Consider the following 24,646-nt stretch of genomic DNA (forward strand, 5'->3'; position numbering starts at 1 on the left):
GTTCGGAGATGAATCGCGCGTCGCCGGCCGGCGGCCTGCCTCACGAGCAGCCGCCGGCCGACGTCGGACCCCAGCAAGCAGAGGACACTGCGGGAAGGGGAAGGCATGACAGCGACGACCGACGGAAGCGGCGGGTCTGCGCCCGACGCGGACGCGGCGAACGGCACGGCACGCCGGGAGGCGGCCGCCCCGGCGGGCCGGGACGGGCCGCAGCCCCCGCCGGCCGACGCGGCCGTGGAAGAGGCCGTGGCGCGGGCCGCCCACCGGCTGCTGGCGCGGCAGGACGCGGCCGGCTGGTGGAAGGGCGACCTCGAAACCAACGTCACCATGGACGCCGAGGACCTGCTGCTGCGCCAGTTCCTCGGGATCGGGGACGAGGCCCTCACCCGGGCCGCCGCCCTCCACATCCGCGGCGAACAGCGGCCCGACGGCACCTGGGCCACCTTCCACGGCGGGCCCCCCGAACTCTCCGCCACCATCGAGGCCTACGTCGCCCTCCGCCTCGCCGGGGACCCCCCCGACGCCCCCCACATGTCCCGGGCCTCCGCCTGGATCCGCGCCCACGGCGGCATCGCGGCCGCCCGCGTGTTCACCCGGATCTGGCTCGCCCTCTTCGGCTGGTGGCGCTGGGAGGACCTCCCCGAGGTCCCGCCCGAGCTGATCTTCCTGCCCTCCTGGGTACCGCTCAACATCTACGACTTCGGCTGCTGGGCCCGGCAGACCATCGTGCCGCTCACCATCGTCTCGGCCCTGCGCCCCGTCCGCCCGGCCCCCTTCGCCCTCGACGAGCTGCACACCGACGCCCGCCGCCCCAACCCGCGCCGGCCCCTCGCCCGCGCCCTCAGCTGGGACGGCGCCTTCCAGCGGCTCGACCGGGCCCTGCACCTCTACCACCGGGTCGCCCCCCGCCCGCTGCGCCGGGCCGCCATGAACGCCGCCGCCCGCTGGATCGTCGAACGGCAGGAGAACGACGGCTGCTGGGGCGGGATCCAGCCCCCCGCCGTGTACTCCCTGATCGCCCTCCACCTGCTCGGCTACGACCTCGGGCACCCCGTGATGCGCGCGGGCCTGGAGTCGCTCGACCGGTTCGCCGTCTGGCGCGAGGACGGGGCCCGCATGATCGAGGCCTGCCAGTCGCCCGTCTGGGACACCTGCCTCGCCGCCATCGCCCTCGTCGACGCCGGCGTACCGGCCGACCACCCGGCGCTGGTGAAGGCCGCCGACTGGATGCTCGCCGAGGAGATCCGGCGGCCCGGGGACTGGTCGGTACGGCGGCCCGGGCTCGCCCCCGGCGGCTGGGCCTTCGAGTTCCACAACGACACCTACCCCGACATCGACGACACCGCCGAGGTCGTCCTCGCCCTGCGCCGCATCGACCACCCCGACCGGCCCCGGCTCGACGCCGCCATCGCCCGCGGGGTCTCCTGGACCCTCGGCATGCAGTCCCGCAACGGAGCCTGGGGGGCCTTCGACGCCGACAACACCAGCCCGCTGCCCAACCGGCTGCCGTTCTGCGACTTCGGCGAGGTCATCGACCCGCCCTCGGCCGACGTCACCGCGCACGTGGTCGAGATGCTGGCCGCCGAGGGGCGGGCCGCCGACCCGCGCACCCGGCGCGGAGTCGACTGGCTCCTCGCCGAACAGGAGCCCACCGGGGCCTGGTTCGGCCGCTGGGGCACCAACTACGTGTACGGGACCGGCTCGGTGGTGCCCGCCCTCACCGCCGCGGGGATCCCGCCCTCCCATCCGGCGGTCCGGCGGGCCGTGGCCTGGCTGGAGTCCGTACAGAATGAGGACGGGGGGTGGGGCGAGGACCAGCGCTCCTACCGGGACCCGGCGGGCTGGGCCGGGCGGGGCGCCTCCACCCCCTCGCAGACCGCCTGGGCGCTGCTCGCCCTCCTCGCGGCGGGCGAGCGCGAGGGCAAGGCCGTGGCCCGCGGCATCGGCTACCTCACCGGCACCCAGCGGGCGGACGGCAGCTGGGACGAGCCGCACTTCACCGGGACCGGCTTCCCCTGGGACTTCTCCATCAACTACCACCTCTACCGGCAGGTGTTCCCGCTCACCGCCCTGGGCCGCTACCTGTACGGAGAGCCCTTCGCGGGCGCTGCCGGCGGACCCGCGGGGGTCCGGGCCGGCGGGGGAGAGGGGCCCTGATGGACACCGGGCGGGGCAGGGAGGCGGCGGGTGCGGGTGCGCATCCGGGCCCGGACTCGGGCGTTGCGCACGCCGGTGGGCCCGGGGCCGCGCTGGTGATCGCCTGCGCCCTCGGCATCGAGCGGTTCGCGCTGCGCAGCGGCGGCCGGCACGGCGCCCCGGACGGCTACACCCTGCTGCGGACCGGCATGGGACCCGAGGCCGCCGACGCCGCGGTGCGCCGCACCCTCGGCGACCCGCGGCTGCGGGACGCGGCCGTGCTCGCCACCGGCTTCTGCGCCGGACTCGTCCCCGGGATGCACCCCGGGGACCTGGTGGTGGCGGAGGAGACCCGGGACCCCCGGGGCACCACCGCCTGCACCGGGACCGGGCCGCTCGCCGAGGCGGTGGCCCGCGCCGTACCGGGCCGGACCGTCCACACCGGCCCGCTCATCGGCTCCGACCACGTCGTACGCGGATCCGAACGGGCGGCGCTGCGCGCGAGCGGGGCGGTGGCCGTGGACATGGAATCGGCGGCCACGCTGTGGACCGCCTCGGCCTCCGGTCCGGGTTCCGGATCCGGATCCGACGCCGGGACCGGGTCCGGGACCGGGCCGGGGGCCGGGCGCCGCCCGGTTGCGGCCGTCCGGGTGATCGTGGACGCTCCGGAGCATGAGCTCGTCCGAATCGGCACGGTACGCGGTGGAATATCGGCCTTCCGCGTCCTTCGTGCCGTCCTACCTGCTTTCTTCGACTGGCACCGTTCTTTGCTGCTCCCCAGGAGGTGAGCCAGATGGCCATGCCGCTGCGACAGTCCATCAGGGTCGGGACCTATCTCTTCGAACAGAAGCTCCGCAAGCGCGACAAGTTCCCGCTCATCGTCGAGCTGGAACCGCTCTACGCGTGCAACCTGAAGTGCGAGGGCTGCGGCAAGATCCAGCACCCGGCCGGGGTGCTGAAGCAGCGCATGCCGGTGGCGCAGGCGGTGGGCGCCGTACTGGAGTCCGGTGCGCCGATGGTCTCGATCGCGGGCGGCGAACCGTTGATGCACCCGCAGATCGACGAGATCGTGCGGCAGCTCGTGGCGAGGCGGAAGTACGTCTTCCTGTGCACGAACGCCCTGCTGCTCCGCAAGAAGATCGAGAACTTCACCCCCTCGCCCTACTTCGCCTTCGCCGTGCACATCGACGGCCTGCGCGAACGCCACGACGAGTCGGTCGCCAAGGAAGGCGTCTTCGACGAGGCGGTGGCCGCCATCAAGGAGGCCCAGCGGCGCGGCTTCCGGGTCACCACCAACTCGACCTTCTTCAACACCGACACCCCCCAGACCGTCATCGAGGTGCTGAACTTCCTCAACGACGACCTGAAGGTGGACGAGATGATGATCTCGCCCGCCTACGCCTACGAAAAGGCGCCCGACCAGGAGCACTTCCTCGGCGTGGAGCAGACCCGGGAGCTCTTCAGGAAGGCCTTCGCCGGCGGCAACCGGCGCCGCTGGCGGCTCAACCACTCGCCGCTCTTCCTGGACTTCCTGGAGGGCAAGGCGGACTTCCCGTGCACCGCCTGGGCCATCCCGAACTACTCCCTCTTCGGCTGGCAGCGGCCCTGCTACCTGATGAGCGACGGCTACGTGCCCACGTACCGCGAGCTCGTCGAGGAGACCGACTGGGACAAGTACGGCCGCGGCAAGGACCCGCGCTGCGCCAACTGCATGGCGCACTGCGGCTACGAGCCCACCGCCGTCCTCGCCACGATGGGCTCCCTCAAGGAGTCGATCCGAGCGGCCCGGGAGACGGTCACGGGCAACCGCGACTGAAACGGGCGGCCGCCCCGCCCGCCCCGTCCCGCCCCGCAAGACCCGGCAGCCAGCGCCAGCAAGGGGGACCGGTATGTCGATCCTGGAAGGAATCCGGGGACCGCGCGATCTGAAAGCGGTCCCCGGGGAGCGGCTCGCGGAACTCGCCGGAGAGATCAGGGAATTCCTCATCCACTCCGTGGCCAGGACCGGAGGCCATCTCGGACCCAATCTCGGGGTGGTGGAGCTCACCATCGCCCTGCACCGGGTCTTCGATTCCCCGGCCGACCGAATTCTCTGGGACACCGGTCATCAGAGTTACGTGCACAAAATCCTGACCGGACGCCAGGACTTCTCCAAACTCCGCGGCAAGGGAGGCCTTTCCGGATATCCGGCCCGCGAGGAGTCCGAGCACGACCTTGTCGAGAACTCGCACGCCTCGACCGTCCTCGGCTGGGCCGACGGCCTGGCCAAGGCCCGGCAGGTCCGCGGCCTGGGCGGCCACGTCGTGGCCGTCACCGGCGACGGGGCCCTGACCGGGGGCATGGCCTGGGAGGCCCTCAACAACATCTCGGCCGCCCGGGACCGCCCGGTCGTCATCGTCCTCAACGACAACGGGCGCTCCTACCTGCCCACCGTCGGCGGGCTCGCGGCACACCTCAGGGCACGGAGTGCTTCGGGGGCCGGTGCAGGGTCCGGGTCCGGGCCCGGGGCGGACACGGTCGCCGGCCCCGGCCTGTTCGAGGCCCTGGGCATCGCGTACATCGGCCCCGTCGACGGCCACGAGGTCGGCGCCGTCGAGGAGGCCCTGCACCGGGCCGCCCGCCACCCCGGGCCGGTCCTCGTCCACTGCCTGACGGAGAAGGGCCGCGGCTGCCCGCCCGCGCTCGCCCACGAGGCCGACCGCTTCCACACCGTCGGAGTCGTGGACCCCTTCACCGGAGAACCCCTCGGTCCGCCGCCCGGCCTCTCCTGGACCGACGTGTTCGGCGCCGAACTCGCCCGCATCGGTGCCGAGCGCCCCGACGTGGTCGCCGTCACCGCCGCCATGCTGCACCCGGTCGGGTTCACCGAGTTCGCCCGGTGCTTTCCCGACCGGGTCTGGGACGTGGGCATCGCCGAGCAGCACGCCGTCACCTCCGCCGCCGGCCTCGCCACCGGCGGCCTGCACCCCGTGGTCGCCGTCTACGCCACCTTCCTCAACCGCGCCTTCGACCAGGTGCTCATGGACGCGGCCCTGCACCGCTGCGGGGTCACCTTCGTCCTGGACCGGGCGGGCATCACCGGCGTGGACGGCCCCTCCCACCACGGCATGTGGGACCTGTCCCTGCTCCAGGTCGTCCCCGGCCTGCGCATCGCCGCCCCGCGCGACCCGGCCGAACTGCGCGCCCAGCTCCGCGAGGCCCTCGCCGTGGCCGACGCCCCCACCGTCCTGCGCTTCCCGAAGGAGGCGGCCGGGGAGCCGCTGCCCGCCGTCGGCCGGGTCGGCGGGATGGACGTCCTGCGCTGGGGCGGCGCCGAGCCCCGGGCCGGCGCCCCGGCGGACGTGCTGCTGGTGTCCGCCGGGGTCCTCGCCCCCGTCTGCCTCGGCGCCGCCGCACTGCTGGCCGAACGGGGCATCGGGACCACCGTGGTGGACCCCCGCTGGGTCAAACCCCTGGACCCGGCCCTGGCCCCGCTCGCCGCCCGGCACCGCCTGGTCGCGGTCGTCGAGGACAACAGCCGTACGGGCGGGGTCGGATGGGCGGTCGGGCAGGCCCTGCGCGACGCCGGGAACGACGTACCGCTGCGCACTTTCGGGATCCCCGAGCGCTTCCTCGCCCACGCCAAGCGGAGCGAGGTGCTCGCGGACATCGGCCTGACCCCGGTGGAGATCGCCGGGGCGATCGGCTCGGCCCTGACGGGAGGAGCCACGGAGGACTGGGAGTCACCGGGATGAGCAGCCACGCAGAAGAGCACGCGGAGCGCGTGGAACACGCGGCGCCCGCCGAGCACGCGGAGCGCGTGGAACACGCGGACCGTGCCGGGCGCGCCGGCGGGAAGGAGGGAGGGCAGGGGGCCGGGCGGGCGGAGCGGCCGGGCGGGTTCGACCTCGGGAGGCTGCTGGCCGAGCGCGGGGCCGAACGGTACGAGCTGCACGCCCGCCACCTCAACCACCAGCTGCCGCGCATGCTGCACACCATCGGCTTCGACAAGGTCTACGTACGGGCCGAAGGCGCCCACTTCTGGGACGCCGAGGGCAACGACTACCTCGACATGCTCGCCGGCTTCGGGGTGATGGGGCTGGGCCGCCACCACCCGGTGGTCCGCAAGGCCCTGCACGACGTGCTCGACGCCTCGCTGGCCGACCTGACCCGTTTCGACTGCCAGCCCCTGCCCGGCCTGCTCGCCGAACGGCTGCTCGCCCACAGCCCGCACCTGGACCGGGTGTTCTTCGGCAACAGCGGCACCGAAGCCGTCGAGACCGCCCTGAAGTTCGCCCGCTACGCCACCGGCCGCACCAGGATCCTGTACTGCGCCCACGCCTTCCACGGCCTGACCACCGGCTCCCTGTCGGTCAACGGGGAGAACGGCTTCCGGGAGGGCTTCGCCCCCCTCCTCCCCGACACGCAGATCCCGCTCGGCGACCTCGGAGCGCTGGAGCGCGAGCTGCGCCGCGGGGACGTGGCGGCCTTCGTGGTCGAACCGATCCAGGGCAAGGGCGTGCACGAGGCCCCGCCCGGGTTCCTGCGCGCCGCCCAGGAGCTGCTGCACCGGCACAAGGCGCTGCTCATCGCGGACGAGGTGCAGACCGGGCTCGGCCGCACCGGGGACTTCTACGCGTACCAGCACGAGGAGGGGGTGGAGCCGGACCTCGTGTGCGTGGCGAAGGCGCTCTCCGGGGGGTACGTGCCGGTGGGTGCGACCCTCGGCAAGGACTGGATCTTCAAGAAGGTCTACTCGTCCATGGACCGCGTCCTCGTGCACTCCGCGAGCTTCGGCTCCAACGCCCAGGCCATGGCCGCCGGGCTGGCCGTGCTCGCGGTGATGGAGGACGAGGGCATCGTGGCCCGGGCCCGGGCCACCGGGGACCTGCTGCGCGGCCGGCTGGCGGCGATGGTGGACGAGTACGAGCTGCTGCACGCGGTGCGCGGGCGCGGGCTGATGGTCGGCATCGAGTTCGGCCGGCCCTCGTCGCTGGGCCTGCGCAGCCGGTGGACCATGCTGCAGGCGGCCCGCAAGGGGCTCTTCGCGCAGATGGTCGTCGTCCCGCTGCTGCAGAAGCACCGGATCCTCACCCAGGTGTCCGGGGACCACCTGGAAGTGATCAAGCTGATTCCGCCGCTGGTCGTGGACGAGAAGGACGTGGACCGGTTCGTCACGGCCTTCCGGGAGGTCATGGACGAGGCCCATGCGGGCGGCGGGCTGATGTGGGAGTTCGGCCGGACGCTGGTCAAGCAGGCCGTCGCGAACCGCTGAGCCGTGGGGCGGGCCCCCGGCGCGCCGAGTGGTCACTCGGGCCGGGGGCGGGGGCCCGCTCTCAGGCTTCCGGGGTGGAGGGGGCGGGCGACGCGATCGGTGCGGGCGGTGCGGATGACGCGGCCGGTGCGGGCGGGGCGGATGACGCGGCCGGTGCGGGCGGGCCGGAAGGCGAGGACGGCTCCAGGAGGCGGGTGCGCAGGCGCTCCAGGGTCGCCGGGCCGAGTCCGAGGCCCTCCGCGAGGTACGGGTCCACCCCGCCCCAGGTCTCCTCGATCGCCGCGAAGGCCGCGTCCAGGTAGTCGGTCCGCGCCTCGAAGAGGGGGCTCAGCAGGGCCATCACCTCGGGGGAGCGGGCGCCCTCGGCCTGCTCGCTGCGCTGGACGCGGTAGCGGTGGTGCGGCGCGTTCGACTCCAGGTAGTCCGTGACGATGGCCTCGCGCTCGACCCCCAGGGCGAGCAGGGTCACGGCGACGGAAAGCCCCGCCCGGTCCTTGCCCGCCGCGCAGTGCATGAGGACCGGCACGCTGTCCTCGGCGATCGCGTGCAGCACCCGGCTGTGCTCCGCGGTCCGCTCCCTGATCAGCTTCGCGTAGGACGTGCGCATGCGCTCTTCCGCGCGGCCCTCGCCCAGGACCTCGCGGAGGTGCCCGAGGCCGCCCTCGCGGACCATCTGCCAGAACTTGCCCCCGTAGGCCGGGTCGGACAGCGGGATGTTGACGTTGCGCACGCCGTCGAGGGCGACGTCCGCACCCTCCTGGGCCTGGTCCCCCGCGTTGCGGAAGTCGAAGACGGTGTGGAGTCCGAGCGAGTTGAGGTACTCGATGTCCGTTTCGGTGGCATGCGCCAGATGTCCGCTTCGGAAGAGATGCCCTGTACGTACCTGACGTCCGTCCGTGGTCGGAAGGCCGCCTACGTCACGGAAGTTGCGGACTCCGGCCAGTATCGGCTCGTTCGGTATGTGCTGGGTCACGTGGACTCCTGGCGGCTCGGGGGTGTGTCCGAATTGCACTACTTGGCGTCAAGTTACCGTAATAGCGGGGGAGATGTGCAGAGGGTGTGATCGGTGTGCGGCGGGCCCGTGAGCAGGATCATACGGTGACCGTGCGTGGCGGCGGCCGTGCATCGAAAGCCGTTGTGGGGAGGGCTGTTACGCGGATGCAATAGACGGACAGTGACCGGAATTCCGGCGATCATTCAGCTTCCCCATTCCTTTGGGGAATTCATGACTTGTTCCCTCCCTCCGCGCTGGATTACGTTCACCGCCGAGCCGGGTGGAAAGCCGAATCCTGCCGCCGCCCGGATACCGCAACCGACCAATTGCGTGCGGCAGGAGCGGGGGAACCAGGTAGGCCGCCGTTCCGGATCTTTCTCCCGGAGCAGCTAGGGGTGAAGCCGTATCCGTACGGCCGGGCATCTCCAGCCCGAACCCGACAGCTCACCTCGCAGGCGCCGGAGAGGAATTCGCCATGCCCGGAAAGGGTAAGCACCGCCGCCCGAAGGCCAGCCCGATCACCCGCGGTTTCGTCGCCGCCGGCACGGGCGGCGCGGCCCTCGCGCTGCCTCTCATGGGGGCCACCGGCGCCCACGCCGCGGAGCAGGCGGCCGCGCCGGCTGCCGCACCGGCCGTTGCCAACGCCGTCGTGCCGGCCGGGGCCCAGGTCGCGGCTCGGGTCGCCGCTCCGGCCGCCGCTCCGGCCGCGGCGCGGGCCACGTACACCGTGGCCGCGGGGGACTGCCTCTCCGAGATCGCCGCGGAGCACCACGTGCAGGGCGGCTGGCAGCGGCTGTACGAGGACAACCGGACGGCCGTCGGCTCCGACCCCTCCCTCATCCACCCGGGTCTGAAGCTGACCCTCGGCGGCAAGGGCGAGCACCGGGGCGAGGGCGAGCAGCACGCCTCGCGCGCCAAGCGGCAGCCGGTGAAGCGGGCCGAGCGGACGGCGTCCGCGGCGACCGGCTCCGCTTCTTCTGCCTCCTCCGCCTCCTCTTCTGCTTCCGCTTCTTCTTCCTCTTCCGCCGCGTCGGCCGCTTCCTCCGGGGCGGGTGCCTCCTCGGCCTCCGCCGCCGGGTTCGTCGCCCCCGTGACCGCCTCGATCTCCACCTCGTACCGCCTGGGCGGCAGCATGTGGTCCAGCGGGTACCACACCGGGGTCGACTTCTCCGTGGGCCTCGGCACCACCGTGCACGCCGTCGGCGCCGGCACCGTGGTCTCCGCCGGCTGGGCGGGCGCGTACGGCAATGAGGTGATCATCCGGCACGCGGACGGGCACTACTCGCAGTACGCCCACCTGTCCTCCCTCAACGTCTCCGCGGGGCAGACCGTCGGAGCGGGCGACTCCATCGGACTGTCCGGCTCCACCGGCAACTCGACCGGCCCGCACCTGCACTTCGAGATCCGCACCGGGCCGTCCTACGGCCAGGACGTCGATCCGCTCGCCTACCTGCGTTCGCAGGGCGTGAGCATCTGACCCCGTCCGCCGTCCGCGGCGGGCGTCGGCGGCCGGGGCCGGGATCCGAGGGGGATTCCGGCCCCGGCCGGGTTGCGGCTGCGCCGGGTCTGCGCCGGGCGCGCCGGGGGTGTGTCGGGGCTCCGTCGGGGGTGCCTCCGGGTTGCGTCGGGGGTGCCTCGGGGACGGGTGGGGCTGCTGTCTTCGTGCGGTATTCCCGCGGTATTCCTGACTCGTTCCGAATGGCCGAAACTGACCGGGTGGTATAGATCACCCCGCGTCAACCCCTTCCTACGGTCGCGTAGGTCACATCGCGCGGGGAAAGATGTGCTCCCGTGGCAGGCGATTCGACATTTCTCTCAGCAGGGCCCGGGCCCGTGACCCCCATCGGTTCGTACGTGGCACTCGGCGACAGCTTCACCGAAGGGGTCGGCGACCCCGGACCGGACGACACCTTCGTGGGCTGGGCCGACCGGCTCGCCGTGCTGCTCGCCGACCGGCGCGAGGAACACGACTTCCGCTACGCGAACCTGGCGGTGCGCGGCAGGCTGCTGGACCAGATCGTGGCCGAGCAGGTGCCCCGGGCCAAGGAGCTCGCCCCCGAACTCGTCACCTTCTGCGCGGGCGGGAACGACATCATCCGGCCCGGGAGCGACCCCGACGACGTGGCCGAGCGCTTCGAGGCGGCCGTCGCCGACCTGACCGGGGCCGTCGGCACCGTGATGATCACGACCGGTTTCGACACGCGCGGGGTGCCGGTCCTGCGGCACATCCGGGGGAAGGTGGCCACGTACAGCGCACACGTACGGGCCATCGCGGACCGCTACGACTGCCCCGTGCTCGACCTCTGGTCCCTGAAGTCGGTCCAGGACCGGCGGGCCTGGGACGACGACCGGCTGCACCTCTCCCCGGAGGGCCACACCCGGGTGGCGCTGCGCGCGGCCCAGGTGCTCGGCCTGGAGGTGCCGGCCGACCCCGACCAGCCGTGGCCGCCCCAGCAGCCGCGCGGCTCGGCCGAGGTCACCCGCGACAACATCCAGTGGGCGCGGGAGTACCTCGTACCGTGGATCGGGCGCCGGCTGCGGGGGGAGTCCTCCGGGGACCACGTGGAGGCCAAGCGGCCGGATCTGCTGCCGTTGTAGGGCGAGGCGAGGCGGGGCGGGGCGGGGCGGGTCCGGTGATTCGGGCTCGGGTGGGCTGGGGGCAGGGCTCGGGGTCGGGGTCGGGGTCGGTGGGTTCGGGCCGGGGCTGCGACTCGGGTGCGGGCTCGGGTGCGCTGAGGCGCCGGTGGGTTCCGTGAGGTTCTGCGGAATCCTTCGTGCCGGGTGTGCGTTGGGAAGGGCAGAACAGTGGTACGTCCAGCCCCCACCGCCTCAGGAGGCGCCTTGTCCGGCTCCCGACACCTGCGATCCCAGCTGCGTGCGAAGCGCCCGGCCGCCTTCGGCGCGGACCCGGTCGGCGCCCGGATGGAGCGGATCCGCCGTTCGCCGAACTTCGCCGACGGCGTGTTCCAGAACCCGCTGGGCGCCCGGCACCGGCCCTCCGGGTCGATGCTGGAGTTCGCGAAGGTCTACTTCCGGAAGGAAGAGCGTGTACGCCGGGCGCCCGCCGCCCCCATTCCGGTGCATCCGACCACGCTGAAGGACCTGTCCCGGCCGCCGGCCTCGGGCCTGCGGATCACGTGGATGGGGCACAGCAGTGTGCTGGCCGAGATCGACGGCAAGCGGGTGCTCTTCGACCCGGTGTGGGGAGAGCGGTGCTCTCCGTTCCCGTTCGCCGGCCCGAAGCGGCTGCACCCCGTACCGGTGCCGCTGACCTCGCTCGGGGCCGTGGACGTGATCGTCATCTCCCACGACCACTACGACCACCTCGACCTGCCCACCATCCGGGAGCTCGCCGGCACCGACACCGTCTTCGCCGTGCCCCTCGGGGTGGGCGCGCACCTGGAGCACTGGGGCGTGCCGGAGGACCGGATCCGCGAGCTGGACTGGAACGAGACCACGAAGATCGAGGGCCTGTCCCTCACCGCGACCCCGGCCCGCCACTTCTGCGGCCGCGGACTGCGCAACCAGCAGCACACCCTGTGGGCCTCCTGGGTGGTCGCGGGCGACCGGCACCGCATCTACCACAGCGGCGACACGGGCTACTTCCCCGGCTTCAAGGACATCGGTGCCGAACACGGCCCCTTCGACGTCACCATGATCCAGATCGGCGCGTACAGCGAGTACGCGCCCAGGAACCTCGAGGACTCCCGCCCCGACCCGGGCCCGTGGCCGGACATCCACATGACCCCCGACGAGGGTCTCCGCGCCCACCTCGACCTCCAGGGCGGCCGGCCGCACGGGGTGCTGCTGCCGATCCACTGGGGCACGTTCAACCTGGCCCCGCACCCGTGGAGCGACCCCGCCGAGCGCACCCTGCTGGCCGCCCGCAAGGCCGGCCAGTCCGTGGCCGCCCCGACCCCGGGCGAGCCCTTCGAACCGGCGGGAACGGTGCCCGCGGACCCTTGGTGGCGGGCCATCGCGGCCCCCGGCTTCGAGTGGGAGCGGTGGAGCCCGTACCGGGGGGCGGCGGAGGCGGAGCCGGTGCCGGAGGTGCCGGAGGCGGAAGAGGAGAACGAGGCGCGGGGGCAGGCGGGGCCGACGGCGGAGCCGGAGGCGGGGACGGGGCAGGTGGCGGTGGAGGTGTAGGTCTGGGGGCGGGGTCGGTTGCGGCTGATCCGCCTTTGGTGCGCTTCTTTTCCCCCCTGGCCTTGTTGCTGCGGGGCAGCGTCTGCCCACCGCCCCCCAGAGTGACGCGGGGTCTCACCGTGCGGGGTCCGGTGCTGGGCGGGGTTGGGTTTGTGGTGCGGGGTGTGGCCTTGCGGGGTTTGGGGTGGGGCGGTGTTGTGGGGGGCTCCGGGGGGTGCTCGCATGTCTGATGGTCCGGCCGTCCCGGCGGCCGGTGTCAAGGGCGCTCCCTTCGGTCGCGTCGCTGCGCGATGGCCCTTCGGGCCACCCTTGACTCCGGCCGCCGTGCCGTCAGTCCCCAGACTTGCGAGCACCCCCCGGAGGGAAAGCCGGTCACGGGGACGGCGATGCCCACCGGCGGGGTCCGGGAAGCCAGGCAGGGTCATGTCCGGGGCTCGCCCTCACGGGCGAAAGACCCGCCCACGATCGCTACGTGCCCCATCCCGGACGGCGGTCGCCGGGTGGCTCCTGGCCGGGCAGAGGCCGCCCACGATCGCTACACGCCTGATCCCGGGCGGCGGCTGTCGGTCGGCTCGTGGCCGAACATAGACCGCCACCGATCGCTACGCGCCTAATGCCGGTCGGCGGCCGCCGGGTGGCTTGTGGTTGGACACAAGCCGCCCACTACCGCTATGCGCCCCGTGCCGGTCGGCGCCTGCGGCCTGTGATCAGCCTCGGCGCGGGCAGGTTCGTGCCTGACGTCAATTGCGTTCGGCAGAACCGCATTCCGCTGCCCGAACGGCGGTCCGATCGCCGTATCGAACCACGGCGGGCTGGCCGCCAACGTCCCCCAGCCCCCCACCAGTGCCCCAGCATCTGGATGCCTTGTACGGGTGGTGCGGGTGGGAGAACACCCCCGCGCGCAGCGCGGGGGCAGCCCCACCGGCGGTCAGCCGGACCCGAAAGCCCCGCCCGGCACGGGCGCACCTGCACGGCGGGTGGGCCGCCAACGTGCCCGGGCCCCCCACCAGTGCCTCAGCATCTGGATGCCTTGTACGGGTGGTGCGGGTGGGAGAACACCCCCCCCCCGCGCGGAGCGCGGGGACAGCCCACCGGCGGCCGGCCGGACACTAAAGCCCCCCGGCACAGGCGCAGCCGCGCGGAGCGCGGGACAGCCCCACCGCGGGCAGCCGGGCACGAAACGCCCCGCCCGCCGCAGGCGCACCCGCGGGGAAGGGGGGCCGGGGGAGGGGAATCGGGCTGTCGTGCGAGGGGTCCTTCCGTCGCGGGAAGTGGGGGGAAGGCGCGGGCGGGCCCGGCGGGGCGCGGGCTAGCGTGGGGTGGTGATCAACGCGGGGTCAGGCGGCCCCGCGCCGCACGTAACGAGGGCGTCGATGTCCGGACTCCGCGCACCCGCGGCGCGTGCCGACCGCCGAGAGGGCGGGCGGCGCGGGCGGCCCCGTTCCCGCCACCGGCTGCGTGGTCAGCTGGTGCGGGCGGCCGTGCTGCCCGCGCTGGCGGCCGGGCTCAGTGGGGCGGCCGCGGTGATCTTCACGCTTCAGCTCGGCGGTGCGGAGCCCGCCGACGCGCGGTTGTGGCCGGTGCTGGCCGGGTGCGGGCTGCTGTTCGGGGCGGCGCTCGGGGCCGCGGTGCTCGGGGCGCAGCGGGGGGCCCGTACGGTGCAGGAGCGGTGCGAGGCCCTGCGGCGGTCGAGTGCGCGGGGCCGGCAGGAGCTGCGGGCCGCGGCCGAGCGGCTGGAGCGGGGGGAGGCCCTGCCGCCGCGGCGCAGCGGGCCGGTCGGCGGGGGCGGGGACGAATTCGACCTGCTGTCGCAGGAGTTGAGGCTGGCGCGGGACCAGGCGCATGCGGTGCTGGTGCGCAGTGCGGTGCCCGGCGCTCCGACGGACAGTGAGCAGAAGGTCGAGGTGTTCGTGAACCTCGCGCGCCGGCTGCAGTCGCTCGTGCACCGCGAGATCCAGTTGCTGGACGGGCTGGAGGACGTGGTGGAGGACCCCGACCTGCTCAAGGAGCTCTTCCACGTGGACCATCTGGCCACCCGGATCCGCCGGCACGCCGAGAACCTGGCCGTTCTCGGCGGCGCGGCCTCGCGGCGGCAGTGGACCCGGCCGATCGACGTGAGCGAGGTACTGCGGTCCTCGGTGGCCGAGGTGGAGCAGTACACGCGGGTGAAGGTGGTCCCGCCGGCCGGCGGCTCCGTACGCGGGCACGCGGTCGCCGATGTGGTGCACCTGCTGGCCGAACTCGTCGAGAACGCCACGGTGTTCTCCGCGCCCGACACCGATGTGGTGCTGCGTGCCGAGCGGGTCACCGCGGGCATCGCCATCGAGGTGGAGGACCGCGGTCTGGGCATGCCCGCCGAGGAGCAGCACCGGATGAACGCGTTGCTGGCCGACCCCGATCAGGTCAGTGTGCGCAGGCTGCTCCAGGACGGGCGGATCGGGCTGTTCGTCGTCTCGGCGCTGGCCCGGCGGCACGGTATCGCCGTGGAGTTGAAGTCCAACATCTACGGGGGAGTGCTGGCGGTGCTCGTGCTGCCGCAGGAGTTGCTCGGGGAGGTGCAGGGGCAGCAGGCGGACGGCAGTGCTCCTTTGGAGGGGACCGTCCTGGAGCCGGTGCGGGTCGGCTCCCCCGCGTCCGGGTCCTCCTCGTACCCCAAGGTGATGGTCCCGGATCCGGGACCCGCCGTCACTCCGGCTCCGGAGCCGGTCTCCTCGCCGGCGCCTGCGGTGCCTGCCGCTCCCGCGTCGGCGGCCGCACCGGCGTCCGCCGCCACTCCCGTTCCCTCCGCGGCCGCGGCTTCCGGGCGGCCGCCCCTGCCGCGTCGGCGGGCGCAGGAGCACCTCGTACGGCAGGTCAGGGAGCCGGCTCCCGTGCGGCGGGAGGAGGGGGAGCAGCCCGTGCACGATCCGGGGCTGATGGCTGCCTTCCAGCGGGGGTTCGGGCAGGCGCAGGCCGATTCCGAGCACCGGGCCTGACGCAGCCGGAAGAACGAACGAACGAACCGCTGAATGACCGAAGAACGTGAAACCGGCAAGGAGCACAACCCTCATGGCCAGCGAAGTGCCGACCAGTCAACTGTCCGATCTCGACTGGCTGCTGAGCGGCCTGGTACAGCGAGTGCCCTACACCCGCAGTGCCGTGCTGCTCACCGCGGACGGGCTCGTCACCTGTGTGCACGGCCTCGACGCCGACAGCGCCGACCACATGGCCGCGCTGGCCTCGGGGCTGTACTCCCTGGGGCGCAGCGCCGGGGCCCGGTTCGCGGAGGGGGCCGAGGTGCGGCAGGTGGTCGTCGAGCTCGATTCGGCGCTGGTGTTCGTCTCGGCGGCCGGCTCCGGCACCTGCCTGGCGGTGCTCGCCGACCGGGAGGCGGACGCCGGGGTGCTCGGGTACGAGATGGCGATGCTGGTGAAGAGCGTACGGCCGTACCTCGCGGCGCCGCCCCGGCTGCCGGTGGCTCCGGGGGCGCCGGAGCGGTGAGGGCGTACCTCGCGCCGCACGACATGCCCTGGCTCGACGATTCGGCGGGGCGGCTGATGCGGCCGTACACGGCGAGCGGGGGCCGGACCAGGCCGAGCGCGGTGCTGGACCTGCTGTCGCTGATGACGGCCACCGGGGTGCGGCCGCGGACCCCGCTCGGGCCCGAGCACGCGCTGGCGCTCACGCTCTGCGCGGGGCCCGTGTCGGTGGCGGAGATCGCGGCCCAGCTGCGGCTGCCGGCCATGGTGACCAAGGTGCTGCTGGGGGACCTGCTGGACTGCGGGGCGGTGCGGGAGACCGCCCCGTGCTTCCCCGGCGGGCCCGGGGGTGCGGCCGATGATCCGTCGCTGCTGCGGGCGGTGCTCGATGGTCTCCGCCGGCGGCTCTGAGGCGGGGGCGGCCGGGCCTCCCGGCGCCCCGCCGCCGGCCGCCACGCTGAAGGTGCTGGTCGCGGGCGGGTACGGGGCCGGCAAGACCACCTTCGTCGGAGCGGTGAGCGAGATCGAGCCGCTCTGCACGGAGGAGCTGGTGAGCCCGCAGGGCGCCGCCGAGGACGCCCCCGGCGGGGCGGCCGGGAAGGCGGCCACGACGGTGGCGCTGGACTTCGGGCGGATCACCCTCGACTCCCGGCACGTGCTCTACCTCTTCGGGACGCCGGGGCAGGAGCGCTTCCGGTTCCTGTGGGAGGAGTTGAGCACGGGGGCCCTGGGGGCGGTGGTGCTCGCCGACACGCGGCGGCTGGAGGACTGCTTCCCGGCCGTGGACTTCTTCGAGCGGCGGGGGACCGCCTTCATCGTGGCCGTCAACGAGTTCGACGGCGGCCACCGGTACACGGCCGAGGAGGTGCGGGACGCGGTCGGGCTGCCGGCGCGGGTGCCGGTCGTCCCCTGCGACGCCCGCGAGCAGGAGTCGGGGACCGGGGTGCTGGCGGCCCTCGTCGAGCACCTGCTGGCGGCCGCAACGGTTTCCGAACAGGGGGTACTTCCATGACGTACTACGAATCGACCGGGCACCTGCTGCTCACGCCGGTGGACCGGGAGGCGCCGGCGCGCGTCGGGCGGCTGCGGGAGCTGGGCCTGGGGGAGCGGGCCGATGCGGAGTTCGACGCCTTCGCCCGCAAGGTCGCCGACACCGCCGGCACCCCGTACGCGGCCGTCAACTTCATCGACGAGGAACGGCAGTTCTTCGCCGGGCTCTACCACCGCCCGGACGCCCCGGAGGGCGCGTACACGGGCCGCCGGCTGGCCCGTGACCACGGCTACTGCCCGCATGTGGTGGTCCGGCGGCGGGCCCTGGTGCTGGAGGACGTACGGGACTTCCCGCGGTTCGCGCCGAACGCGGTGGTGGACGAGAGCGGGGTGCGGTCGTACCTGGGGGCGCCGCTCACCGACCGGCAGGGCTTCGTCCTCGGCACGGTGTGCGCGGTGGACCTGGAGCCGCGGCGATGGGGGCGGGAGGGCCTGGACACGATCAAGGGGCTGGCGGCCGAGCTGGTGGCCGTCATCCACGGGCGGGAGGACGGGCGGACGGGCCGGAGGGAGGACGGAAGGAAGGACGGGCGGGCGGCGGCCGGATAGGTGGTCGCGGGACGGACGGCCGCCGCCCGTCTGCCGGCCCGGGGCGGGACCGGCGTACGGCGGCCGGTCAGGCCTTCGGGAGGAAGGCCGTGATGCGGTCGCGGAGGGAGGCCGCGTCCAGGCCGTGCGCGGCCGTGTGCTCGTCGATGCTGCCGTAGCGGCGCAGCTCCGCCCGGCCGACGCCGAGGCCGAGCACCCGGTGCGGTACGTCGACGAGCGCTTCGGAGGCCGCCCGGGTCGAGGTCCCGGCGAGGTAGGGCTCCACGAGGACCACGTCGGCGCCGGTGCCGCGGGCTGCCGCGGCGCGCACGGCCGCGTCGTCGAAGGGCCGTACGGTGCTCGCGTACAGGACGGTCACGTCGAGTCCCTCGGTGGCGGCGAGGACGTTGTCCAGCAGGGGGCCGACGGCCACGACCACACCGGCCCGGCCCTCGCGCACGGTCAGGAAGCGCGAGCCGTCCACGGCCTGCGCGGCCCGGTTGGACTGCTGGGAGAGGCGTACGTACACCTTGTCCTCGCCCGCGGCGTACGCGTGCCGCAGCAGGGCCTCGGCCTCGTCGGGGTGCCCGGGCACGTGCACGGTCCAGCCTTCGAGGGTGTCGAGCAGGCTCACGTCGCCGGGCGACATGTGGGTGAACCCGCCGGCCGGCCAGTCGTAGGAGGCGGCGGCGCTCACCAGGACCCCGCCCGTGCCCTGGTGCCCGAAGTCCAGCTTGATCTGCTCGAAGGGCCGCTCCACCAGGAAGCTGGCGAACGTGTGCATGATCGGCCGCATGCCGGTCAGGGCCAGGCCGCCGCCGGTGCCGATGAGCAGCTGCTCCCGGATGCCGACGTTGATCACCCGCTCGGGGTGGCGGGCCTGTGCGGGCCGGAAGCCGTCCATGGTGATCTCCGCCAGGACCAGGGCCAGCCGCGGGTCCTCGTCCAGCAGTTCCGAGGTCACTCCGACGAACCGCTCGCGCATCGTGTCCATGTTCTTGGTCCTCCCCTGTTCCTGCGTGTCTGCTGTGCTCTGCTGTGTTGTACGGCCGGGTCCGGCCGGGTCAGCGCTTCTTCTCGACCCGGGCGACGACCGCGTGCGGGCGCCCCGGGTGCGGTGCGGTGAAGGCGGCGTGGAGCGCGTCGTGGTCCCGGCCGTCCACGGTGGCGGCGGACCAGCCGGCCGCCTCGAAGCGGGAGGCGATGCCGCCGCGCCAGCCGTGGGTGGTCGAGTCGTTGTCGATCACGAGGGTGTGCAGGCGGTCGAGCCCGGCGGCGCCCGCGTAGGCGAGGGCCTCGTGGTTGCTGCCCTCGTCCAGCTCGGCGTCCCCGATCAGGACCCATACGGCGGGCTCGGCCAGGCCCTGGGCCCGCAGCCCGAGGGCGCTCCCGACGGCGAGCGGGAGCCCGTGCCCGAGCGAACCGCTGCCGATCTCCGCGCCGGGGACGAGGAGCCGGTCGGGGTGGTGCCCGAGCGGCGAGTCGTACCCGCCGAACCCCTCCAGCCAGTCCACGGGGAAGAAGCCCTTCGCGGCGAGTACTGCGTAATAGGCCATGGGCCCGTGCCCCTTGGAGAGGAGGAAGCGGTCCCGTCCCGGATCCTGAGGTGCCCGGGGATCCACCCGCAGCACCCGGTCGTAGAGCACCCAGAGGGCGTCGAGGGTGGAGGTGGCCGCCGGCCCGTGCTTCTCGTCCCCGGTCATCAGCCCCATGAGGCGCCCGAGGTCCTGGTAGCCGTACGTCGTGTGCGTCGCTGTCGTCTGCGTCATGGATCAAGCTTCCAACCTCAATCAAACTTGAGGTCAAGCCCGCCCGTGAAAAAAGGTGCGCGCAAGCACCCGGAGAAGTGCGGTATTGTTCTCCTGCGCGTTCGGCAAGGGGAAATCCCCAGGTCAACGGGCATCGGGACGTGGCGCAGCTTGGTAGCGCACTTGACTGGGGGTCAAGGGGTCGCAGGTTCAAATCCTGTCGTCCCGACCATGCGGAAACGCAGGTCGGAGGCCGTTCTCTCATCCATGGGAGGACGGCCTTTCGTGCGTCCGGGGCCAGGGTGGTCGCCCGTCGCCGCGGCCGCACACGAGCCCCGGGGGCGGGTCGTCAGGATCACCTCTCGCACCCGGCGTTCTTCGCGGGCGGAGCCGGAGGGCCGCGGCCGCAGGCGGTGCGATCGCGCTCCGGCCGCGGCTGGAGCCGGCTGGGGAGTGGCACCCGATGGGCCGAGCTCGTGGCCGGCCGTCCGGTCGACATCGGCCCGATCGGCCGGAAAGAGGTGCATGCTGGGCACCAACAGGGATCGAGTTCCTGTCGGGAGGTCGAAACGGTGAACGACGGCAAGGGGAGACGGCGCCTGGCCGGTCACGCCTCGGCCGGCAGGAGGGCCGCGGCGCACCGGTCGGCCGGTGCCCGCAGGCGGCTCGGCCGGAGCGCCGGCGAGGTCCCCCTTGACCGGATCACCACGCGTGACCGGCTCGCCTGGCTGAACTCCGCCGGCTCCAGGATCGGCACCACACTGGACCTGGAGCGCACCGCCCAGGAGCTGGCCGAGTTCACCGTGCCCGGCTTCGCCGACGGGGCCGCTGTCGACATCCTGGACAGCGTCCTGCGGGGCGACGAGGGCTCCCGGTGGACGGGTACCGGCGTCCCGGTCATGCGGGCCACGGCGCTGTGCGCCATCGAGGAGCTGTCCTCCCTGGAGCCCACTCCGGTGGGCGAGACCACGGAGGACGCGCACGAGACGTTGCTCCACCGGTACTGCCTGCGTCAGGGCAAGCCCGTGATGGTGAGCCGGATGCGCAACGACGACTTCATCAAGGTCGCGCCGACGGAGAGCGCCGCGGCGAAGATGCGTGCCGCCGGAGTGCACAGCTATCTCGCGGTGCCGCTGATCGCCCGCGGACTGCTGCTCGGCAGCGCGGACTTCGTACGCGGCTCCGGAAGACCACCCTTCTCCTCCACCGACCTCGCACTGGCGGAACACCTGGCCTCCCAGGCCGCCGTTTACATCGACAACGCCCGGCTGTACGGACGCGAGCGCGAGCACGTCGTCTCACTGCAACGCTCTCTGCTGCCGCGTGCGACGCCGGTGACCCCGGGGCTGCGCGTCCAGGCCGAGTACGCGCCCTCGACCGCCCACCACGGTGTGGGCGGGGACTGGTACGACGTCATGGCCCTGCCCGGCGGACGTACGGCCCTCATGGTGGGCGACGTCATGGGCCACGGCCTGCCCGCGGCCGCGACCATGGGGCGCCTGCGGGCGGTGGCCCGCACCCTGATGACCCTGGACATGGCTCCGGAGCGCGTCCTGGCCCGGCTCGACCTCGCCACGCGCGACCTGGAGGACGAGCAGGTCGCCACCTTCCTCTGCGCCGTCTTCGACCCGGCCGACTCCACCTACACCCTGGCCAGCGCCGGGCACCTGCCACCGCTGCTCGTCGACGGGCGGGGCTCCGCCGAGTTCGTGGACCTGCCCGTCGGTGCGCCGCTCGGCGCCGGAATGATTCCGTACGATCCGGTCCGGCTGGAAGTCCGAGCGGGAGACAATCTGGTCATGTACACGGATGGTCTCGTGAAGTCCCGGCACGCGGACCTGGACCACCAGTTGGAACGACTGCGCTCGGCGGCGCGCGGGCTGGCACCCGAGGATCTGGAAGGCGCCGGCTTGATCGAACGCGCCCCTGCCGACAGCGCTCGTTTCGACGAGGCCGTGGTCCTCGTCGCGACGACCGCCTCCGCCACCCCCGCCGACCTCCGCGAGTGGCAGCTGCCGCAGGAAGGGCGTGCGGCGTCCGTCGCCCGGGGCCTGGTCACGGACCAGCTCGCCGCCTGGGATCTGACGGAGCTCGCCGACGTCTGCGAGCTCGTCGTCTCCGAACTCGTCGGCAACGCCCTGCGCTACGGCAACGGGCCCGGCCGACTCCGGCTGCTGCGCGGTGAGCGACTGGTCGTGGAGGTCTCGGACACGGGCCCGGACCTGCCCCAGATCCAGCACGCGGATCTCAGCGACGAGGGCGGCCGGGGCCTCCAGCTCATCAACATGCTGTGCCGCCGGTGGGGCTCGTGCCGCACCGTGGCCGGCAAGGTGGTCTGGGCGGAGCAGAACCTGCCCTGAGCACTGCCGGAGCCGATCGAGGGACACGGCGGTCCGCCGGCGTGCCCCGACTGCGGCGCGCTGCCGGGTGAGGCCGCGGCGTCCGCCCGTAGATTTTGCCGTCCCGTGGTTGCCGCCCCGGCAAGCCCGTCGGACTCTAGGTCACCATGCCCCCGGGGCAGCTGGTTCTGCTGGTCACGGGGGGTGCTGGGGCTCTCCGCCCTGAGCGGGGAATGTTCATGCACCTCGAGTTCCGGCACCTCCGTGTCCTGCTCACCGTCGCCGAAGCCGGCAGCATCCGCGGAGCCGCCGCACGGCTGCAGCTCTCCCAGCCGGCCACGAGCGCTCAGCTGAAGCGGATCGAGCAGGAGCTGGGCGGCCCGCTCTTCATCCGCAGCGCCGAGGGCGTGACGCCGAACGAGAACGGTCAGTACGTCCTGCGCTGCGCACGTGACCTCGTGGTCGGCTTCGACCGGCTGCGCGAGCACGCGCGCGCGGCCGGTGAGGCGAACACGGAGACCGCCGCGCCGCTGCGGGCGGGTGGAGCCGCCGGCCCCCTGGTGCCGCTGCTGATCTCCGCCCTCTTCGAACTCGTCCCGGAACACCGGCTCACCATCGATGCCCGCCGTTCGGTGCACACCCTGGCGAAAGCCCTGAGCCGATCGAAATGCGACATCGCGGTGTTCGGCGAGTTCCCCGGCTTCCCCCTTCCGGTCGGTGAGTCGGTGGCGACGCGCACGCTGCTGCGCGAGCCGGTCTTCGTCCTGCTCTCCGAGGACCACCCGCTGGCCCGCCAGGAGACGGTCGGCCTCCACGAACTGCGGGACGAGGAGTGGGCGATGCCGGAGGCCGACGAGAGCGGTGTGCACGCGTACCTCCATCGCACCTGCCAGGCGGCGGGATTCACTCCGCGCATCGCGCACGTGACGCCGGACCTGTCCGTGGCGCAGCTCCTGGTCGCCGGCCGGCGCGCCGTCTGCGGCGTGTGGCCGACCGCCGACGTACCCGCCCCGGGCACCGTGCAGCGGCCGCTTCGGGGCGTCCCGTTCCACCGGCGGCTGCAGCTGGCCTGGAACACGGACTCGGTGCCGCCCCGGCTCGTCGAGGCGGTGGGCAAGCGTCTGCTGGCCGGCTATCTGTCGTTGGTGCGGCAGCGGCCGCAGTACCTGGCCTGGTGGGAGGCCGGCGGCGAGGAGTTCGCCCTCGGCGCGGACGGGTGACCGGCCGGGCGGCGACTCACACCCCTATAGCTCCGCAGTTGTATCCCACATGGGATCACGTCAGGAACATGCCAACTGGTGAACACTTCGCGTCAACGTCCGAGGACGTCGTCACCCCCACGACGAGCGAAGGAACCACCCCGCCATGCCCCGTCCCCTCCTTGCCCTTTCCACGATGGTCGCCGCCGGCGCCGTGGCCGCAGGCGTGATGGCCGTACCGGCGCACTCGCAGCCCCATGCGGTTCAGCACGCAGCCTCCGTCCGCGACACGGCGATATCCCAGGCCAAGGCGAACGTCACCAGGCACGCCGACACCTTCGGATTCGGAGCGGGCCAGACGCTCCACGTCAAGGACGTCGTGATCGACGCCGACGGCACCCGGCACGTCCGCTTCGAGCGCACCTACCAGGGCCTCCCCGTCGTCGGCGGAGACTTCGTCGTCCACCAGAAGGCCGACGGCTCGCTCAAGGGGTCCAGCCGTGCCAGGGCCCACAAGGTGGCGCCCAAGTCCGTCGCTCCCGCGGTCGACGCCAAGGGCGCCGCGGCCGGAGCCCTGAAGCGCTCGCAGGGACTGGTCGGCAACGCCAAGTCCACCCCCGAGCTGATCGTGTGGGCGGCCGACGGCACCCCTCGCCTGGCCTGGCGCACCACGGTGCAGGGCCTGGGCGACAAGGGACAGCCGCACGGCGAGGTGTTCGTCACCGACGCCACCACCGGCGCAGCGATCGAGAACTACGACGCCGAGCGCGAGGCGACCGGCACCGGCCACTCCGAGTACACCGGTGACGTCACCATCGACACCACCCAGCAGGCCGACGGCACCTTCGCCCTGATCGACCCCACCCGCAAGCACATCACCAAGGACGCGCGCAACGTCTCTTCCTCGTCCCTGAACAGTTCCTCGGGCACGCTGTTCACCGACGCCGACAACATCTGGGGCGACGGCCGGAAGTTCTCCCTCGACCGCGCCACCGCCGCCGTCGACGCCCACGTCAACACCGCGAAGACGTACGACTACTACAAGAGCACCTTCGGCCGCAACGGCATCAAGAACGACGGCCGCGGCGCCACCGTGTTCGTCCACGTCGGCACCAACTGGGACAACGCCCAGTGGTCGGACACCTGCTTCTGCATGATGACCGGCGACGGCGACGGCGTCACCGACCCCGAGCAGGTGGACCTCGACACCATGGGCCACGAGATGACCCACGGCGTCACCTCGGCCACCGCCAACCTGCGCTACAGCGGCGAGTCCGGCGGCCTGAACGAGGCCACCAGCGACATCCTCGGCACGATGGTCGAGTGGTACGCCAACAACCCGATCGACACCCCCGACTACCTCTTCAGCGACCAGTCCACCCCGCCGTGGCTGCGACGCTTCGACAAGCCGTCCCTCGACGGCCGTTCCGCCGACTACTGGTCGAAGTCCGTCGGCCGGCTCGACGTGCACAACTCCTCGGGCGTCGGCAACCACTGGTTCTACCTCGCCAGCGAGGGCAGCGGCGCCAAGACCATCAACGGCATCACGTACAACAGCCCCACGTACAACGGCTCCACCGTCACCGGCATCGGCAATCAGAAGGCCTCCGCCATCTGGTACCGGGCGCTGACCGTCTACATGACCTCCACCACGGACTACAAGGGCGCCCGTCTCGCGACCCTGAACGCGGCGAAGGACCTCTACGGTGCCACCGGCCCCGAGTACGCCACCGTGGCGGCGGCCTGGAGCGCGGTCAACGTCTCCTGACGCACCTGCTCACCGCCCGATCCGCG

The 24,646-nt window shown here is 73.1% G+C and carries 18 protein-coding genes, 1 tRNA gene, 1 pseudogene and 1 riboswitch; of the genes and pseudogenes, 17 read left to right on the forward strand and 3 right to left on the reverse strand.

What is annotated here, in order from left to right; genetic code table 11:
• Positions 1-105 precede the first annotated feature (105 nt).
• From shc to ACZ407_RS16585, 5 genes are all read left to right on the forward strand, one after another.
• Complete coding sequence (gene shc / locus ACZ407_RS16565) at positions 106-2,157, forward strand: squalene--hopene cyclase (protein WP_468128793.1); 2,052 nt, start codon at positions 106-108, stop codon at positions 2,155-2,157.
• The gene (locus ACZ407_RS16570) at positions 2,157-2,924 is read left to right on the forward strand and encodes a phosphorylase family protein (RefSeq protein WP_468128794.1); all 768 of its coding nucleotides are present in this window, start codon (positions 2,157-2,159) and stop codon (positions 2,922-2,924) included. The genes shc and ACZ407_RS16570 overlap by 1 nt, the downstream gene beginning before the upstream one ends.
• 5 nt (positions 2,925-2,929) lie before the next feature.
• Complete coding sequence (hpnH, locus tag ACZ407_RS16575; protein WP_468128795.1) at positions 2,930-3,952, forward strand: adenosyl-hopene transferase HpnH; 1,023 nt, start codon at positions 2,930-2,932, stop codon at positions 3,950-3,952.
• A gap of 73 nt (positions 3,953-4,025) precedes the next feature.
• The gene (locus ACZ407_RS16580; RefSeq protein WP_468128796.1) at positions 4,026-5,870 is read left to right on the forward strand and encodes a 1-deoxy-D-xylulose-5-phosphate synthase; all 1,845 of its coding nucleotides are present in this window, start codon (positions 4,026-4,028) and stop codon (positions 5,868-5,870) included.
• Entirely contained in the window at positions 5,867-7,390 is a 1,524-nt protein-coding gene (locus tag ACZ407_RS16585; protein WP_468128797.1) for an aspartate aminotransferase family protein, read from the forward strand. Before ACZ407_RS16580 ends, ACZ407_RS16585 begins: the two co-directional genes overlap by 4 nt.
• A 181-nt stretch (positions 7,391-7,571) precedes the next feature.
• On the opposite strand, the pseudogene ACZ407_RS16590 reads toward ACZ407_RS16585, so the two are convergent.
• Positions 7,572-8,363, reverse strand: a pseudogene (locus ACZ407_RS16590) (tyrosine-protein phosphatase); the annotation flags it as partial.
• Positions 8,364-8,693: 330 nt separating this feature from the next.
• Positions 8,694-8,857: riboswitch (cyclic di-AMP (ydaO/yuaA leader) on the forward strand.
• Between the two features lie 2 nt (positions 8,858-8,859).
• Here ACZ407_RS16590 and ACZ407_RS16595 point away from each other — a divergent pair.
• The 8 genes from ACZ407_RS16595 (at position 8,860) to ACZ407_RS16630 (ending at position 17,587) form a co-directional block, all read left to right on the forward strand.
• Entirely contained in the window at positions 8,860-9,861 is a 1,002-nt protein-coding gene (locus ACZ407_RS16595; protein WP_468128798.1) for a M23 family metallopeptidase, read from the forward strand.
• A gap of 314 nt (positions 9,862-10,175) precedes the next feature.
• Entirely contained in the window at positions 10,176-10,982 is an 807-nt protein-coding gene (locus ACZ407_RS16600; RefSeq protein WP_468128799.1) for an SGNH/GDSL hydrolase family protein, read from the forward strand.
• A gap of 243 nt (positions 10,983-11,225) precedes the next feature.
• The gene (locus tag ACZ407_RS16605) at positions 11,226-12,530 is read left to right on the forward strand and encodes an MBL fold metallo-hydrolase (RefSeq protein WP_468128800.1); all 1,305 of its coding nucleotides are present in this window, start codon (positions 11,226-11,228) and stop codon (positions 12,528-12,530) included.
• A 1,373-nt stretch (positions 12,531-13,903) separates the two neighbouring features.
• Positions 13,904-15,505: a sensor histidine kinase gene (locus tag ACZ407_RS16610; RefSeq protein ID WP_468128801.1), complete on the forward strand. Its 1,602-nt coding sequence runs from the start codon at positions 13,904-13,906 to the stop codon at positions 15,503-15,505.
• A gap of 73 nt (positions 15,506-15,578) precedes the next feature.
• The gene (locus ACZ407_RS16615) at positions 15,579-16,010 is read left to right on the forward strand and encodes a roadblock/LC7 domain-containing protein (protein WP_468128802.1); all 432 of its coding nucleotides are present in this window, start codon (positions 15,579-15,581) and stop codon (positions 16,008-16,010) included.
• A 23-nt stretch (positions 16,011-16,033) separates the two neighbouring features.
• On the forward strand, positions 16,034-16,399 hold the full coding sequence (locus ACZ407_RS16620) for a DUF742 domain-containing protein (protein WP_468128934.1): 366 nt from the start codon (positions 16,034-16,036) through the stop codon (positions 16,397-16,399).
• Complete coding sequence (locus ACZ407_RS16625) at positions 16,377-17,000, forward strand: GTP-binding protein (RefSeq protein ID WP_468128935.1); 624 nt, start codon at positions 16,377-16,379, stop codon at positions 16,998-17,000. The genes ACZ407_RS16620 and ACZ407_RS16625 overlap by 23 nt, the downstream gene beginning before the upstream one ends.
• Complete coding sequence (locus ACZ407_RS16630) at positions 16,997-17,587, forward strand: GAF domain-containing protein (protein WP_468128803.1); 591 nt, start codon at positions 16,997-16,999, stop codon at positions 17,585-17,587. Before ACZ407_RS16625 ends, ACZ407_RS16630 begins: the two co-directional genes overlap by 4 nt.
• Before the next feature lie 67 nt (positions 17,588-17,654).
• Here the strand turns inward: ACZ407_RS16630 and ACZ407_RS16635 are convergent, their stop codons facing one another.
• Positions 17,655-18,560, reverse strand: a complete 906-nt coding sequence (locus ACZ407_RS16635; protein ID WP_468128804.1) for a transketolase family protein — start codon at positions 18,558-18,560, stop codon at positions 17,655-17,657.
• Positions 18,561-18,630: 70 nt separating this feature from the next.
• On the reverse strand, positions 18,631-19,335 hold the full coding sequence (locus tag ACZ407_RS16640) for a transketolase (protein WP_468128805.1): 705 nt from the start codon (positions 19,333-19,335) through the stop codon (positions 18,631-18,633).
• A gap of 134 nt (positions 19,336-19,469) precedes the next feature.
• Here ACZ407_RS16640 and ACZ407_RS16645 point away from each other — a divergent pair.
• The 4 genes from ACZ407_RS16645 (at position 19,470) to ACZ407_RS16660 (ending at position 24,620) form a co-directional block, all read left to right on the forward strand.
• A tRNA-Pro gene (locus ACZ407_RS16645) sits at positions 19,470-19,546 on the forward strand.
• A gap of 340 nt (positions 19,547-19,886) precedes the next feature.
• Positions 19,887-21,674 carry an ATP-binding SpoIIE family protein phosphatase gene (locus tag ACZ407_RS16650; protein ID WP_468128806.1) on the forward strand — a complete coding sequence of 596 codons (1,788 nt, stop codon included), beginning with the start codon at positions 19,887-19,889 and terminating at the stop codon, positions 21,672-21,674.
• A 218-nt stretch (positions 21,675-21,892) separates the two neighbouring features.
• On the forward strand, positions 21,893-22,873 hold the full coding sequence (locus ACZ407_RS16655) for a LysR family transcriptional regulator (protein WP_468128807.1): 981 nt from the start codon (positions 21,893-21,895) through the stop codon (positions 22,871-22,873).
• Positions 22,874-23,018: 145 nt separating this feature from the next.
• On the forward strand, positions 23,019-24,620 hold the full coding sequence (locus ACZ407_RS16660) for a M4 family metallopeptidase (RefSeq protein ID WP_468128808.1): 1,602 nt from the start codon (positions 23,019-23,021) through the stop codon (positions 24,618-24,620).
• Positions 24,621-24,646: the final 26 nt, after the last annotated feature.

Source organism: Streptomyces sp. NPDC030809 (genome assembly GCF_055572195.1).

Excerpts from the sequence above, each read along its gene's own strand:
- ACZ407_RS16615 (WP_468128802.1), top strand. The coding sequence starts at position 15,579 with ATGGCCAGCGAAGTGCCGACCAGTCAACTGTCCGATCTCGACTGGCTG.
- ACZ407_RS16610 (WP_468128801.1), top strand. The coding sequence starts at position 13,904 with ATGTCCGGACTCCGCGCACCCGCGGCGCGTGCCGACCGCCGAGAGGGC.
- ACZ407_RS16640 (WP_468128805.1), bottom strand. The coding sequence starts at position 19,335 with ATGACGCAGACGACAGCGACGCACACGACGTACGGCTACCAGGACCTC.
- ACZ407_RS16635 (WP_468128804.1), bottom strand. The coding sequence starts at position 18,560 with ATGGACACGATGCGCGAGCGGTTCGTCGGAGTGACCTCGGAACTGCTG.
- hpnH (WP_468128795.1), top strand. The coding sequence starts at position 2,930 with ATGGCCATGCCGCTGCGACAGTCCATCAGGGTCGGGACCTATCTCTTC.
- ACZ407_RS16660 (WP_468128808.1), top strand. The coding sequence starts at position 23,019 with ATGCCCCGTCCCCTCCTTGCCCTTTCCACGATGGTCGCCGCCGGCGCC.
- ACZ407_RS16620 (WP_468128934.1), top strand. The coding sequence starts at position 16,034 with ATGCCCTGGCTCGACGATTCGGCGGGGCGGCTGATGCGGCCGTACACG.
- ACZ407_RS16655 (WP_468128807.1), top strand. The coding sequence starts at position 21,893 with ATGCACCTCGAGTTCCGGCACCTCCGTGTCCTGCTCACCGTCGCCGAA.
- ACZ407_RS16595 (WP_468128798.1), top strand. The coding sequence starts at position 8,860 with ATGCCCGGAAAGGGTAAGCACCGCCGCCCGAAGGCCAGCCCGATCACC.
- ACZ407_RS16630 (WP_468128803.1), top strand. The coding sequence starts at position 16,997 with ATGACGTACTACGAATCGACCGGGCACCTGCTGCTCACGCCGGTGGAC.
- ACZ407_RS16585 (WP_468128797.1), top strand. The coding sequence starts at position 5,867 with ATGAGCAGCCACGCAGAAGAGCACGCGGAGCGCGTGGAACACGCGGCG.
- ACZ407_RS16625 (WP_468128935.1), top strand. The coding sequence starts at position 16,377 with ATGGTCTCCGCCGGCGGCTCTGAGGCGGGGGCGGCCGGGCCTCCCGGC.
- ACZ407_RS16580 (WP_468128796.1), top strand. The coding sequence starts at position 4,026 with ATGTCGATCCTGGAAGGAATCCGGGGACCGCGCGATCTGAAAGCGGTC.
- ACZ407_RS16570 (WP_468128794.1), top strand. The coding sequence starts at position 2,157 with ATGGACACCGGGCGGGGCAGGGAGGCGGCGGGTGCGGGTGCGCATCCG.
- shc (WP_468128793.1), top strand. The coding sequence starts at position 106 with ATGACAGCGACGACCGACGGAAGCGGCGGGTCTGCGCCCGACGCGGAC.